Consider the following 16016-nt stretch of genomic DNA (forward strand, 5'->3'; position numbering starts at 1 on the left):
GATAACACCGCTACTTCTCAGCATAAAACGACTGCTGATTTTCCAGACGAGCCATTAACGCCGGACATGGCTGACAGAGATCCCCGGCCAGAGTCTGCATTTGTCCGACTATCTGCTGTAACCCGACTTGATCCATATAACGGAAAGGCCCGCCTAAAAACGGTGGAAAGCCGATTCCGAAAATGGCACCGATATCCCCGTCACGCGCATTACGAATCACCGCTTGATCAAGACACATGACCGCTTCATTCAACAGTGGCAGTACACAGCGCAATGCAATATCGTGATGACTGAGCGAAGCTTGTTCCCGAATTTTTAGCTGACGGTAAATCGATTGATCCGGCTGTTTTTTCTTGCCTTTATATCGATAAAATCCCAATCCGGATTTACGCCCTTTTCTTCCGTCACTGATGAGCGTCTCCAACGCTGAAGGCGTGAGGAAGCGCTCACCAAGTTCTTGTACGAGAATCGGTGAAATCTTAAAGGCCACATCAAACCCGACTTCATCAAGCAACGTCATCGGACCGACCGGAAAACCGAAATCAACCAATGCCTGATCAATTTTCTCTATCGGTTCACCATCAAGCAAACATTGCACCGCACCATTAATATAAAGCGCGAGAATACGGTTGACATAAAACCCGGCACTATCCTGAACAATGATGGGGGTTTTCCCCTGTCGGTAGGCAAGCCGGACAATCGTCGCAACTGTTTCGGGTGCCGTCCCCTGATGAGGAATCACTTCGACCAGAGGCATTTTCTCGACCGGACTAAAATAGTGTAACCCGACGATATTTTCCGGCCGCGAGGCATGAGCCGCAATCGCATGAATCGGCAGAGAAGATGTATTTGATGCAAAAATCGTGTGCTCCCCGGTATGCGATTCAACCGATGCCACCATCTCTTGCTTGAGTTGTAAATCTTCAAACACCGCTTCAATCACCACATCGGTTTCACCAAAGCCGGAAAAATCAATCCCGCCGGACACGGTCGCCATTGCAGCCCGGACATCCGCTTCAGCGATATACTTTCGCTGACATTTTTTATTCAGACGTTGATAAATATACTGAAACGCATGCAGCACGCCCTGATGACTGACATCCTTGATTCTGATCCGCTTTTTGGCCTTATCAACCGTAACATAGCCGATACCGGCGCCCATTAGCCCACCGCCTAAAATCGAAACATGCTGAACCGCCTTTACCCGCTCATCCGCTTTCATTTCCCGTTTGAGCGCCGTTGTAGCGAGGAAAATCGATCGTAATGCCTGAGATTCGCTGGTCATCGCTAAGCGGCCAAATGCTTGAGATTCTTTGCTCAGCCCGACGCTGATACCGGCATCAAATCCTTGTTGAATCACGTCCAAAATTGCGTCAATCGCCGGGTAATGATGCTTCGCCTTTGCCTGCGCTTTCTTACGAGCCTGTTCGATCACCCAATGACGGATCGCTTTTAGCTTCAGCACAGCAGTCGTCAGCCGCTTTTTCCAGCTTGAGCGAATCTTAAAGTCAGTCGGTTTTTCGATGATCATCCGCGCAGCATTCAAGAGCCCGTCTTTTGCCACACAAGCGTTAACCAGACCCAGTTTCAATGCTTTTTTACTCCGGACTTTTTTGCCCGTCAGAATCAGATCAAGTGCAGGCAGTAACCCAATCAAACGCGGGAGTCGTTGTGTGCCGCCAGAACCGGGTAACAAGCCGAGCTGAACTTCCGGTAAACCCAATGCCGTCGCGGGGTCATCACTACACACGCGATAATCACAGGCTAACGCCAGCTCAAGCCCGCCGCCCAGACAGGCGCCATGAATCGCAGCAACCACCGGAAACGGCAAGGCTTCTATTTTGTGAAAAATATCTTGGCCCATTTTCGCCAGCTTGGCAGCATCCTCGGCCGATTGGCACTGCTCGAACATCGTGATATCGGCACCGGCAATAAAGTTATCCGGTTTGCGGGAATAAATCACCAAGCCTTTCACCCGCTGCTCCGATTGCGACAAATCAGTAAGAATTGCTTCAATTTCATCACTAAATGATGCTTTCAGTGTATTCATGCTTTCTTCTGGCACGTCCAGCGCCAGCCAAGCGAGATTGTCTTCAATCGTCAGATGAAAACTGCCCTGCTCAGAATGATGCAACTCAGTCATGATCAACCTCCAGTACCAGTGCTGACCCCAAACCACCGGCAGCGCACGCCGTCACCAACCCAAAACCGCCATTTCTACGATTCAGCTCATGCAATAATTGTGTGACCAGTCTGGCTCCCGTTGCCGCAAACGGATGACCATACGCAATTGAACCACCGGAGACATTAAACCGTGTCATATCAACCTCACCGAGAGGTTGGCTGCGACCAATCTGCTTGGCAAAACCGGGGCTGGCAAACATTTTCAGGTTCGCCAGAACCTGCGATGCAAACGCTTCATGCATTTCAACGAGTGACATGTCCGCTAGTGTCAGCCCTGCCCGTTCTAAGGCGAGTGGTGTCGCGTGTGCCGGTCCCATCAACATATCCTGTTTGACTGCAATGGCTTGATAAGCATAAGAACGTAAATACCCTAAGATTGGTAACCCTAACTCTTTCGCACGCTGCTCACGCATAATCAACATCGCTGCGGCACCATCGGTTAAGGGTGTGCTGTTGGCTGCGGTAACCGTCCCGAAGCGACGATCGAACGCAGGCCGCAATTTGCTGTATGCATCACGGGAGGTATCCGCCCGTAAGTTATTATCCTGAGCCAGCACTTCGCGATAAGGTTTGGGGTATGCGGTCATCACTTCAGCGTCCAATTTACCTGATGCCCACGCTGCGGCTGCTTTCTGATGCGACTGGAAAGCCAGTTCATCCTGATCCTCCCGGCTGATTTGATAGGTCTTCGCCATTTGCTCAGCCGTATCCCCCATCGACAAACCGGTAGAATATTCGGCAATTGCAGGAGGAACCGGTAATAAATCACGGAATTTTATGCGCTTAAAGGCCTGAATCTTTTTCGTCACGGTTTTCGCTTTCGAGCTGGCCAGTAAAGCAGACGCCAATGTTTTAGATACACCGATGGGCAGGACAGACGAAGAATCTGCACCACCGACAATGGCAATATCCGTGTTACCGCACAGAATACTTTCTGATGCTGCGGTCAAGGCTTGTAAGCTTGTCGCGCAGGCTCGTGTTACGCTGTAGGCATCGGTATGAACATCCAGCCCTGCATTCAGTACAATCTCCCGGGCAATATTGGGGGCTTCCGGCATTTGAATCACTTGCCCGAATACCACTTGATCGATTAATTGCTTATCAATCCCTGTGCGTTGTAGTAACTCATTCACCACCATGGTACCTAACTCAATCGCGGTGACCTGACGGTACTCGGTCCACTGACGGGCAAAAGGGGTGCGAATACCGCTCACTATCGCGACCCTCTCCCCTGCGTGTGTCCGACATAATTTTGTCGCCATATGATGTCCTTCTAGAGTAGAGGTCTGACCTGTTGAGATTGTAGCTAAATTGTTAACAACTGCCAAACAACCGTTTTATTTTCTTATGCAAAAAGAGTGACTAAGCACATTTTCAATCCGGTTGCTCTGCGGTGAAAAGTGATGAGTGGCAGTCATCCTGTTACATCATGACAGGTCGTAAAAGTGGATATCACAACAAGAAACACATACTGAACCCAAAAGCCGACGTTAAAACCCAATGAAACTTAGTTCACATCTACGTTTTCATCAATATTGCCGGGTGAATGGTACGAGAGTTCTGCAAAAGTTCTCCCGGATTCGGGTTGAATCACATTTGCCGCTAAACTGGATCAAAGGAGTGTGATTGCGCACATACATCGGCACTGAATTCACAACCAATGAGGCAACAATATGGAGGACAGGCGCCGTATGAATCAGAGTGATAGTCCAAAACAAGCCATCGCTGTCATTATTGCAACCGTGTTTGCGCTCGCTCTTGGTGACACGGTACGACGGATTGGAACCAAAAAAAAACCACACAGAACTGTGTGGTTGGAATGTATAAAGCAATTAACTTACGCCAATTGAAAAATCAGTTTCCTGATTAGGAGAAAGTAAAGTCAGCCTTCAAAAGGAAGTGTCATCTTGCTCAACATGTTAACCTGACGGCTAACCAGATGACATGAGCTACTATAATGACTTTCTGTGAATAATTTTTGAAATAGATCAATTTTGTTTTGATTTACAGAAAAATAGCCTAAGTTCTTTCCGAAGCACGCAAAAACCCCTGAAAATGTATGAAAGTTTACCACATATACGCATTGTTCAGTGTCTTTGCTCTGGGTGACATATCCATCAGTATAACCTTATCATTCGACACTAGAAATATGACAAATTGATGATTAAACCACCTGAATTTGATAGAGCATATACTCTAAAAAGCAACTTTTTTACCCAAATTCATGCCATATAGCTACCAGTTCAGTAATTTTACATCATGAATTTAAACTGGTCGGATTTCTATGCCCTACACTAGTCACTAGTATCAGCCGCCAACTAAGTAAATGCTCTAATAATAGGGATATTTACTGAACAAGGTCCATTTAGAGACCGTTAAAAAAGGAAATTTATCTTATGAACAACACGCGCCTGTTTCAGAAAACCCTGATCGCAGTGGCAATATCAGTGACCGCTCAGCAGTCCTTTGCCGCAGGTTTCCAACTTAACGCACAATCAGCCACCGGGCTCGGTCGTGCTTTCGCCGGTGATGCCGTGATTGCAGACAATGCATCTGTGATTGCGAAAAACCCGGCCGCCATGGCTCTGTTTGATGATGTTTCCCTTTCACTCGGTGTTGAAAGTATCACCACACTGATTGATGTGGACAATGCAACTTACACTAATTACCGCGATAGCTCTAAACAAACCAATGCCGACTACTCAGGTGCCGGTGACACATCGTTTGCTCCGAATATCTACCTCGTCGTTCCGATCAATGAAAAATTTGCCTGGGGACTCAACGCCTATTCTAACTTCGGGACCAAAACTGAATTTGATAACGGCTATGCCGGCTATGAATTCGGTGGTAAAACCGACGTGAAAAGTTTCAATTTCGGTGTCGTCGGCTCCTACCGAATCAATCAACAATGGAGTCTTGGTGCCGGTTTGGATCTGATCTACGGGCAAGGTAAGTTTAAACGCCCGTTAAGCCCTCAGGCACAAGCTTTGGTGAAAGCACTCAACTTGAGCTCAGGTGTCGGTACTGACCTTGATGCGGACGGCTGGGCTGTCGGCTATAACTTGGGTGCCGTATACGAATATAATGAGAACAACCGTTTCGGTGTCGATTATCACTACAGCCCGGACCTCAAAGCTGATGGCGATGTTGAATCTGCAAAGTACAGCCAAGCCAGTGGCAGTATCTCTGATACAGTCGTGATGCCGCTGCCTGATTTTGCCGAATTCTCCGGTTATCATCGTCTGAATGACGATTACGCAGTTCACTATAGTATTCAGTGGATTAAATGGTCTGAATTCGATGTGCTCGCAGCCGATACCAGTGGCATCATTAACCAATATCAATGGAAAGATGGCTGGCATTACTCTCTGGGTGGCACCTACTTCCTGAACCAGACCTGGACACTGCGTGCAGGTTATATGTATGACACCAGTGCCCAAGACAATATCCGCTCGATCTCTGTACCTGACTCGGATCGTCAGTGGCTTTCTGCCGGTTTCACTTATCATCTGGACGAAAAATCGAATATCGATTTTGGCTTCACCTACTTAATCGGTGAAGATGTATCCGTCACTGAAGATAATAAAACATTTGGTAAGATCACCGGTACCACGCACGCAGATGCAGTGCTGCTCGGGCTTCAATACAGCCGAAGCTTCTAAGGCCGACGGCCCGGATATGATCTCCAACGTAAAAATCCGCCTGAGGGCGGATTTTTTAGTCAAGGACCACTCACAATTTTCTCAACACCGCTTCTGCCGACTCTTCCAGCAAATCTAACACGCGTTCAAAGCCATCATCCCCCCCATAATAAGGATCTGGGATTTCTTCTGCTGCTGACTGACCATGACTCAGAAACAGCGATAACTTATGCTGATACTGAGCGGGACATCTATCCTGTAAATCAGCAAGGTTGTCACGATCCGCTGCAAGAATCATATCAAAACACGCGAAATCATCACTTGTCACTGGTCTGGCGGCCATTCCGGTAAAATCATACCCACGTTTTTCACCGGCTATTCTGGCCCGGGCATCGGGAGGATTCCCCTGGTGATAGGCAATGGTGCCGGCAGAATCGACATCAACGGCGATTCCCATTTGCGCGGCTTTTGCTTTGAGCACCGCTTCTCCGGTCGGAGAACGACAAATGTTCCCCATACAGACTACCAGAATGGATGGTTTACGTTGACTCATGGACTGTCCTTTATGTGAATTACTTTTGACAAATAACTTTTATACATTCAATCATACTTCGATCAACTTAGCAGGTTTCAACCTAATTCCCAAATTTGCCAATGGCTCAATCTGTTTGCCCTGACCATACTCAAGCTGTGGTTTTTGCTGTCGCAGCATTACGCTATGATACTTTTATTGCGCCCATGAAATAGGAATCTGACATTATGTCATATGAAGATAACCAATCTGATCGTTATCAGGCTCGCCAGCAACGAATCAAAGAAAAAGTGGATGCGAAAATTGCATCAGCAACCGAAGAACGCGGGATTGTGATCGTGATTACCGGTAATGGTAAAGGCAAATCAACATCAGGGTTCGGTACCGTTGCCAGAGCCGTCGGACACGGACTGAAATGCGGCGTTGCCCAGTTTATAAAAGGGACATGGGATAACGGAGAACGGAACCTACTGGAAAAATTAGGCGTCACATTCCATGTTATGGCAACCGGATTCACTTGGGAAACTCAAAACAAAGCGACAGATACTGCTGCCGCACAGGCCGTGTGGGAAAAATGCCAGCAAATGCTGCAAGATGAAACGCTCAACGTGGTGTTGTTAGATGAACTCACATATATGGTCAGTTATGGCTATGTCCCGTTGGAAGAGGTTCTCACGGCACTACAACAACGTCCGCCGATGCAAACCGTCATTATTACGGGTCGTGGCGCCCATCGGGAACTACTTGATCTGGCAGATACCGTTTCAGAAGTAAAAAATGTCAAACACGCTTTTCAGGCCGGAGTGAAAGCGCAACAAGGGATCGACTGGTAAACCGCGGCACAGCTCCCGGGGCACAACGTAATAAATAAGAACAATAAAAAATAAGGGACAGGCTTTCACCTGTCCCTATTTTTCGATCGTTCAACTGATCATCAATAACATTGTGCCGATACTAGAACAGCCCCTTAAGCAACTTGTCCAACGCTTTCTTCGTGTGCTCATCTTTGATTTTGTCATCGAGTTTTTCCAAACCTCTATCAAGCTCTTTTTGCACTTTTTGTTTCGCAACATCATCGAACACCAGCTTATATTTAGGCTGAGTCCAGTTTCCTTTGACCTGAATCGGAATGGTGACATCCTTCAGTTCATCGATATCTTTTCCACCCTGACCTTTCAACGTCCCGACAATCGATGCCCGCACAACCACATCCACCGTCTGTGCCACGTAATTCACATCACCTTGGGTATGAACCCGTAATAACGGAGACTGCAACGCGCTCTCTTTGATGGTTGCCACACCTTGGTTTAAGTGGAGAGTCGCACTGGCGGCACTGAAGTCTGTTTTCTGTACCCCTTTGGTGTCATCCAATGGTTTACCTTTCAACTTAGCGTAGCCCTGGCGAATCATCTGCGCGATATTGATGCCGTTGACTGCACCATCCCGCAACTGAACATTGACCATCCCCTCGATGTTGTTTTTGAGACGTGTTTCACTCAATCCCTGACCACGCAGATCAAGTTCGACTGACCCTGCCCCTTCGAGACGATCATTATCAGCTAACGCTTTGAGCACCGGCTGGATTTGAATCCCCTGCAGGGACTGCTGCATCTGATAAGTAGCCGGTGCCACACTTGCATTGAGAACACCGCGCCCTTGTAAATGGCCTTGATATAAATCGGCCTGTAACTCAGACAGCGTCAGCACACCGTGGCGCAGATTCACTTTGATCCCTAAGTTATTTAACGCCAGTTTCTGCGCCTTAAGCCCGGCAATATTTAACGTTCCATCGAGGTCAAATGCTTTGAGAGCCGTCAGATCAGGCTCTTGATTCGACGCGGTTTGCGGTGCTGACGTAGTGGAATTTACAGCGGCCGAAGCTGGAGCGGATGTTGTACCTTGCACTGAAGAATCCGTTTCTGTCGCCGGTGGCAAAAACGGGGTAAGGTCAATCTGATCGCCTTTCAGCCGGAAACGAATCGCAGGCCGGGTTCCCAAATGAAGCGATGTTTTACCTTGTAGCGCGACATCGGCCACTTTTAGTGTTAAATCGTTCAAGTCCAACTGATTGGCAGGCAGGTTCATCTGAAGATTTCCCTGTAAAGCAACCGGTAACGGGCTTATCGGCAACTGTGCTCCGGTCAACTTCAATTGAGTATCCAACCCGCTGACCCGGATTTGCTGATAATGCTGATCCAGATTCAATGTGCCTTTCCCGGTAAAATCAACCTCATTATCAGCAAGTTTACCGGCAACAGCCACCTCAAACGGTGCATCCTGACCGATCTCGAACTGCGGTAAAGACAGCGTCAGAGAATGCACATCGTTGGTTTTATCCTGATAACTCCCCTTCACAGCTATCTGGCGTAGCGCGTAGCGGCGATAATCATCGGATAAGCGAAATTCGCCTTCTCCCGCAGCCGAGAACTGTTGCACAGCCCGTTTCCCCTGAATCGACCAAGAAAACGTTGTCCACTGGTTCGGTGCAAAAGCACTGATGGTCAGATTCACATCGTTCAGCGCCAGTTGATTTTCAGGCTGAGCCTCATTGAGCACAGAGACGCGAGCCTCACGAATATCTACACCAGCGACACGAATTTTCCACGATTGCGCGGTTGCCGGAGCAGTATCAGTCTGCGCCTGTGCATCGGAGGTCGTGTCAGCCTGCCGTGCAGCATCTGATGGCTGGTTGGCCTGTTGTTGACTCAACAAGCTATCTAAATTGGTGGTGCCGTCACGCAACGTTTCAATCTGAATGTCGGCACCATCAAGATTGATACTGCCGATGTCCAGCTCTTTATCCAGCAACGGCATCACCGCCACATCAATAGAAAGATGCGACACATGCAGTAAGTTTTGTCGTTGAAAGCCAGAGGGGTTTCTGAGGGAGACATCGTCAATCTGAAAACCAATCGCGGGGAAAAACTGCCAGCTGATATCGCCGCCAATTACCACATCCATCCCTGTTGCTTTTTTCGTTTGTTCGACAATCAACGGTTTGAACTGATTCGGGTCAACAACAGTGACTAATGTGACGATGCCGACAGCAATCACAGCACAAATTATCACAATCACAAGGAACAATTTTTTCATTGGCATTTTCCTGAACACTTATTTTTCTAATCACTTAGAGAAAATTAAGACCATTGACAGATAAGAATGTTTCTTAAGATAGGTATTTTATAATCAAATAACAACTATATGCACCCTGTCCCTCTCCGCTCAATGTCAGCGCCATGTTAAGAAATAAAGATTCATGACTCAATGACGCTTCACAATCGACACGTATGCACGATTATAAAATCATCTTGAAATAAAAATGCATGATAGGGAATAAAAAATGGCACGCTGTCTGGTGCCATTTCCGGTATCAACAGAAAGTCAGTGACGATGCTCAGCTTAGGATTTGAGCAACTTAGCGATGTGTGCTTTCAATACATCGATGGCAATCCGGTTTTTCCCGCCACGCGGAACAATAATATCGGCATACTGTTTAGACGGCTCGATAAACTGCAAAAACATCGGTCTGACCGTTTCCTGATACTGTTTCAATACTGAATCCAGTGTCCGTCCCCGTTCTTCAACATCACGTTTCACACGACGCAGCAGACAAATATCTAACGGGGTGTCCATAAAAATAGTCGCGTGCATTAATTCTCTCAGACGCGGCTCAGTCAACAACAGAATCCCTTCCAGAATAATGACCTTTTTCGGATTCATATGATGGGTATTTTCTGTCCGGGTATGCTCTGTGTAGCTATATTCGGGAACATCGACGGACTCCCCCCGAACCAATTGCTGTAAATGCTCGCATAGCAGATCATGATCCAACGCACTGGGATGGTCATAGTTGGTTTTGACCCGCTGCTCCATACTCAGATGACTTTGATCCTTATAGTAGCGATCTTCGGTAATCACCCCGATTTGGTGATCCCCGACTTTGGCTCGCAATTCACGATATATGGTACTCGCGATAAGACTTTTCCCTGAGGCAGAAGCGCCAGCAATTCCTATAATGACGCATTGATTGTGATCAGACATGATTGTTCACTCGATACATTTGACAAAGAAACCAGATAAGCCGGCGTGATTATAGAGACAAGCTCCGCCGGATACCAGATTCACAGAGGCAAAAAAGCATAATTTATCTTGTCTTTCATCAAAGTAGCCTGCACCGCAGACAATCTCTGTCCAATCAATACAAAACTCAGTTCAGATTAGTGAAGGGGATTGCATCCGGGATCACCTGACCATGCCAGTACAAATGGCTGGCAATCCGTTCAGCCATCGCCAGATAAAGACGAGAATGTTCACTTTCGGGTCGCGCCACAACCGTCGGACAACCGGTATCAATATCTTCACGAACCTGTCGGTGCAACGGAATTTGCGCCAACAGGCTCAACCCGTACTCCTGCGCCATTTTCTCAGCGCCACCGGTGCCGAAGAGGTCTTCCCGGTGACCACACTGACTACAGATGTGATAACTCATATTTTCCACCAATCCGACGACAGGGACATTAACCTTTTCGAACATCGCCACCCCCTTCCGTGCATCTGCAAGAGCCAAATCCTGAGGCGTGGTAACCACCACCGCACCGGTCAGTGGCATCTGTTGTGACAAGGTGAGTTGAATGTCTCCGGTGCCCGGTGGCATATCCACCACCAAATAGTCCAGCGACGGCCATTCAGTTTCATTGAGCAACTGCTGAAACGCTTTGGAAGCCATCGGGCCACGCCATACTGCGGCATCATCCTGATTCATCAGATACCCGATCGAATGCGAATAAAGTCCGTGTGCCTGCACCGGTTGCATCCAGCGTTCGTCACGCACTGCCAGTTCCGCATGAACCGTACCTAACATCATCGGAACCGATGGCCCATAGATATCTGCATCCAAAATTCCGACACGGGCATAGGAGGCTGCCAGCCCCAAGGCCAGATTCACCGCCGTGGTTGATTTGCCGACGCCGCCTTTTCCGGAAGTGACTGCAATAATATTTTTAACACCTTTGACAGGAGAAGCGACCTGAGTCTGTAAGGTTTTCGGCACAACATGCACGTCGATGTCACCCGCGACCGGTCGCTCAGTTTGGGCGGCAATCCATTGACGTAACTCGTCCGCCAGCGTATTCGCAGCAAAAGGAATTTCAATGTGATAACGATCATCTTCATGGGTATAAACCAACCCCGGCTGGGATGCCCAGTCAGAAAGCAGACAAGGATGAGAGAATTGATTCAACCAGACACAGAGTTGTTGGGGAGGTGTAAGCTGCCGCATAGATAGCCTTCTTTAACCGAATATAATTTCAATTGATACGCTCACCTGTGATGACACGCTCAGCAGGCAGCACCTAAAGTCTATGCTAACACCACCGTAAACCAGACAGAACCCCTGCAAGATAAAGGAATAACGCCTTGGCGTTATTCTTGTCATCAGGTAGTATTAGCAGTCACAAATTTTTGATACATCACTCCGGCAACCTCAGAATCACATACCAAGCTTTCATACGATTATATTTTGAGGCCATCCGAGTATAACAGACAGAGCGAAAGATAAGTTATGGCAACTGAACCAAGAAAAATTCTGGTAACTTGTGCCCTGCCGTATGCAAACGGTTCTATCCACTTGGGTCATATGCTGGAGCATATCCAAGCGGACATTTGGGTACGCTACCAACGCCTGCGCGGCAATGTCATCCACTTTATCTGTGCAGATGATGCACACGGTACTCCAATTATGCTGAAAGCGCAGCAGATGGGGATCACGCCAGAAGAAATGATTGCTTCAGTCAGCCAAGAGCATCAGAAAGATTTTGCCGGTTTTGATATTAGCTTTGATAACTATCACAGCACGCACAGTGAAGAAAACCGTGAACTCTCATCGCTGATTTATCAACAACTCAAAACCAACGGATTTATTTCGAGCCGGACGATCTCTCAGCTGTACGATCCTGAAAAACAGATGTTTCTGCCGGATCGTTTCGTCAAAGGGACCTGCCCGAAATGTCACTCAGAAGACCAATATGGTGATAACTGTGATGCCTGTGGCGAAACCTATAGTCCGACAGATTTGATCAATCCGAAGTCTGCCGTATCCGGTGCGACGCCAGTCATGAAAGATTCTGAGCATTTCTTCTTTGATTTACCCCAGTTTGAAGAGATGCTGAAAGCGTGGACACGTTCTGGTTCTTTGCAAACAGAAATGGCCAATAAAATGCAGGAATGGTTTGAATCCGGTCTGCAACAGTGGGACATCTCACGCGATGCACCCTATTTCGGTTTTGAGATCCCGGGCGAAACCGGTAAATATTTTTACGTCTGGCTCGATGCACCGATCGGTTATATGGGTTCATTTAAAAATCTATGTGACCGCCGCGATGATCTGGATTTCGACGAATACTGGCACAAAGACAGTCAGGCTGAACTTTACCACTTCATCGGTAAAGATATTGTCTACTTCCATAGCCTGTTCTGGCCGGCCATGCTAGAAGGCGCCGGTTTCCGGAAGCCGGACAACGTGTATGTTCACGGTTATGTCACAGTGAATGGCGCGAAGATGTCTAAGTCCAAAGGAACATTCATCAAAGCGAGTACGTATTTAGATCACCTTGACCCGGAATGTCTGCGTTACTATTACGCAGCCAAACTGAATAACCGGATTGATGACCTCGACCTGAATCTGGAAGATTTCACACAACGGGTCAACTCAGATATCGTCAATAAAATTGTCAATCTTGCATCTCGCAATGCCGGTTTTATCAACAAACGTTTCGCAGGCCGATTGGCAGCAACTTGTATCGAACCTGAACTGTATCAGACATTTATCGATGCCGCTGAACATATCGGTGAGCTTTATGAGAACCGGGAGTTTGGCCGGGCGATCCGAGAAATCACGGCACTGGCAGATAAAGCCAACCAATATGTGGATGAAAAAGCACCATGGGTGATTGCCAAACAGGAAGGCAAAGAGCAGGAGCTTCAAGCAATCTGCTCCATGGGGCTGAACTTGTTCCGTATTCTGATGACTTACCTCAAACCGGTGATGCCAGCACTGGCAGCCCGGAGTGAAGCATTCCTCAATCAAGAGCTGAGCTGGGATAACATCCTGCAACCTTTGGTTGATCATGAGATTGCCACTTTCAAAGCCCTCTTCAGCCGAATCGATCCAAAACAGGTTGAAGCAATGATCGAGGCCTCGAAAGAAGCAGTTGCAGCCGAGAGAGCAATTATTCAAGCGGATGCTCAGGAAGAGACTGAACTCAGCAAAGACCCAATCGCCCCGGAAATCGAATTTGATGATTTTGCCAAAGTTGATTTACGGATTGCCAAGATCTTATCTTGTGAAGCGGTGCCCAAAGCAGATAAGCTGCTTAAATTCCAGCTAGATATCGGTGGCGAAGTTCGTCAGGTCTTTTCCGGTATCAAAGCCGCTTATCAGCCTGAAGAGCTCGTCGGTAAATATACGGTCATGGTTGCCAACCTGAAGCCACGGAAAATGAAGTTTGGCATGTCTGAAGGCATGATTCTCGCTGCCGGCCCGGGTGGCAAAGATCTGTGGATCCTTGAACCCCATGAAGGTGCCCAGCCGGGTATGCGAGTCATGTAAAAACAATATATTTATCAACCTATTAGAGGCCTTATCGGATACCGTTAAGGCCTTTTTTATTATCGCACATCCATACGCCGGCACAACGCCTCACCAAGATCATCCTTTGTGCACAATAACAGTGCATAACAATTGTAAATAAAAGGTTAACAACATGATTTATAAAGAAAAATAATCTGGCACTGATTCTGCTTCTTTTTGACCATAAGGATACAAAGGTGTCTTAACCTTTGTGGGTTGGACTTGGTTGCTTTCAAGTGTATTGACCGACGTTTCTCGGATGTACAATGCTATTCTGAACAAGGATCAACAACGACAAAAATTAAGACATCTCTAAACAGACAAGGAGTTGGTTATGTTCGTCATTATTTCGATGCTGGTTTCCGTCAGTATACTCGGATTCATGTTTTATCTTGCCAAACAACGTGAATCGACCTTGCAACGTAAGTATGAACTGCTTGTTGATTTACGTCAGGTGCTGTATCTGTGCCGTCAACACCGGAGTGCCACCCATCATGTACTCATGTTTGGAGAGCACAGAGATATAGAAATTGAGCATCTTGCCGAGCTGCTGAATGAAAAAACTACGCACCTCATTTCCATTGCTCATTTTGATAACAAACCCATGTATCGTGTGCTTCAGCTCAAACTAAAAGCATTGATGCAGGATTGGTCGGAACGAACAATTGCCCGTAATCAAATGATTCACGGCAAAGCAATCCGCCATTGTATGTTTCTTATGGATGAAGTCATGCTGGCTTGGTTAGTTGAAGTCAATCGGGAAGATTTGAGTGATGAATATCATATGAACTGGCAGCAAGTCATTGATGCAATGGATGCGTTGACCCAATTCAGAATCTGTATTGAAGAGATGAATACACCTGAAGGACAGACGCGTTTACAACACTGTGCTGAAATACTGGCGAGAAAAGTGAATCAGTTGACGATGGTAAGCCCCTTGTCGATTTCATCCCCGACTTGCACCAAAGCACTGACGATTTTATCCGATGTTAGTAAACACTCTGACTACACAATTAGTGCTGAAGCCATGTATCAAATGACCGCTGATATTTCACTGAGTATTGCTCATGTTTACGATCATATGTTGGGGGAGCTCATTGAGACACTGTATCTACCGCTCCCAAAGTTACTCACCGCCTAGACCAATAAAAAGGCGTCATGTGCATAACACATGACGCCGAAGCGTTTAGGTGTGGATCAAGCCAGTAAGCGCGCTGCAGCTTTGACAACAACACGTATCGATCTTGCTTCAACTTCTTTCACAACAGCATGATCCGGGATTTCTTTGAGCGTTCGGTTGATAATCACACCGCCCACACATCCGGCTTGCAAACCTGCACTGGCGCACATAGTAAACAACGTTGCAGATTCCATCTCAAAGTTCAGAACCCCCATTGCCTGCCACTCTTCAACCGACCCCTGAAAACGGCGTGTAACCCGGCCAGAATAAGTGTCATAACGCTCTTGACCCGGATAGAATGTGTCACTTGAAGCCGTAATCCCCGTATGAACCGGGATCCCTTCCTCATCCGCAGCCTGTTTAAGTGCAGTCATCGCCGCAAAATCTGACACTGCCGGAAATTCCATCGGCGCAAAATGCAGGCTCGCACCATCTAACCGGACAGCTCCGGTAGTCACGATGATATCCCCAATCTGAATATTGGGTTGAATAGCACCCGTTGTTCCGACACGCAAGAAGCTTCGAACCCCTAGCTGTGCCAACTCTTCTACCGCAATTGAAGTGGACGGCCCGCCGATACCGGTTGAACAAACAATGACAGGTTTCCCCTCAACTTTTGCTCGATATAAGGTAAATTCACGATGACTCGCCAGAAATTCCGGGGAATCCATCTGATCAGCAATTTTCTTAACACGTTCAGGGTCGCCGGGCAATATCGCCAGTGTCGCACCATTCAAATCTGCTTGCGTGACTCCGAGATGAAAAACTTGATCTGACATTATTGTCTCCTTCATTGTAATCTTGGTTGCAATACTCAACTTCAGTATCATGAAATGCTAAAAGCACTTTAAC

11 protein-coding genes are annotated in these 16016 nt (G+C 47.3%); 4 read left to right on the forward strand and 7 right to left on the reverse strand.

Annotated elements, in window-relative coordinates; all coding sequences use genetic code 11:
- Positions 1-10: 10 nt before the first annotated feature.
- On the reverse strand, positions 11-2143 hold the full coding sequence (gene fadJ / locus VR7878_RS10700; protein WP_077336030.1) for a fatty acid oxidation complex subunit alpha FadJ: 2133 nt from the start codon (positions 2141-2143) through the stop codon (positions 11-13).
- Positions 2136-3446: an acetyl-CoA C-acyltransferase FadI gene (gene fadI / locus VR7878_RS10705; protein ID WP_077336032.1), complete on the reverse strand. Its 1311-nt coding sequence runs from the start codon at positions 3444-3446 to the stop codon at positions 2136-2138. Before fadI ends, fadJ begins: the two co-directional genes overlap by 8 nt.
- A gap of 1134 nt (positions 3447-4580) precedes the next feature.
- Between fadI and VR7878_RS10710 the strand changes: the two genes are divergently transcribed.
- Positions 4581-5846, forward strand: a complete 1266-nt coding sequence (locus VR7878_RS10710) for an outer membrane protein transport protein (RefSeq protein WP_077336034.1) — start codon at positions 4581-4583, stop codon at positions 5844-5846.
- 70 nt (positions 5847-5916) lie between these two features.
- Here the strand turns inward: VR7878_RS10710 and VR7878_RS10715 are convergent, their stop codons facing one another.
- Complete coding sequence (locus tag VR7878_RS10715) at positions 5917-6378, reverse strand: low molecular weight protein-tyrosine-phosphatase (protein ID WP_077336036.1); 462 nt, start codon at positions 6376-6378, stop codon at positions 5917-5919.
- Positions 6379-6584: 206 nt separating this feature from the next.
- On the opposite strand from VR7878_RS10715, the gene cobO reads away from it, so the two are divergent.
- On the forward strand, positions 6585-7190 hold the full coding sequence (cobO, locus tag VR7878_RS10720) for a cob(I)yrinic acid a,c-diamide adenosyltransferase (RefSeq protein WP_077336038.1): 606 nt from the start codon (positions 6585-6587) through the stop codon (positions 7188-7190).
- A gap of 121 nt (positions 7191-7311) precedes the next feature.
- Here cobO and VR7878_RS10725 read toward each other — a convergent pair whose 3' ends face one another.
- From VR7878_RS10725 to apbC, 3 genes are all read right to left on the reverse strand, one after another.
- Entirely contained in the window at positions 7312-9450 is a 2139-nt protein-coding gene (locus VR7878_RS10725) for an AsmA family protein (RefSeq protein WP_159440452.1), read from the reverse strand.
- Between the two features lie 306 nt (positions 9451-9756).
- Complete coding sequence (gene udk, locus VR7878_RS10730; protein WP_059120332.1) at positions 9757-10398, reverse strand: uridine kinase; 642 nt, start codon at positions 10396-10398, stop codon at positions 9757-9759.
- 166 nt (positions 10399-10564) lie between these two features.
- Positions 10565-11635 carry an iron-sulfur cluster carrier protein ApbC gene (apbC, locus tag VR7878_RS10735; protein WP_077336042.1) on the reverse strand — a complete coding sequence of 357 codons (1071 nt, stop codon included), beginning with the start codon at positions 11633-11635 and terminating at the stop codon, positions 10565-10567.
- 282 nt (positions 11636-11917) lie between these two features.
- Between apbC and metG the strand changes: the two genes are divergently transcribed.
- Both metG and VR7878_RS10745 read left to right on the forward strand, forming a co-directional pair.
- Positions 11918-13963 (forward strand): methionine--tRNA ligase, encoded by a 2046-nt coding sequence (metG, locus tag VR7878_RS10740; RefSeq protein ID WP_077336044.1) that lies wholly within the window; start codon positions 11918-11920, stop codon positions 13961-13963.
- A gap of 355 nt (positions 13964-14318) precedes the next feature.
- Entirely contained in the window at positions 14319-15125 is an 807-nt protein-coding gene (locus tag VR7878_RS10745; RefSeq protein WP_077336046.1) for a hypothetical protein, read from the forward strand.
- Positions 15126-15181: 56 nt separating this feature from the next.
- Here the strand turns inward: VR7878_RS10745 and udp are convergent, their stop codons facing one another.
- Positions 15182-15943, reverse strand: coding sequence for a uridine phosphorylase (udp, locus tag VR7878_RS10750; RefSeq protein ID WP_077336048.1), 762 nt, complete (start codon positions 15941-15943; stop codon positions 15182-15184).
- Between the last annotated feature and the right edge of the window lie 73 nt (positions 15944-16016).

Source organism: Vibrio ruber DSM 16370 (assembly GCF_900163965.1).
Lineage (GTDB): Bacteria > Pseudomonadota > Gammaproteobacteria > Enterobacterales > Vibrionaceae > Vibrio > Vibrio ruber.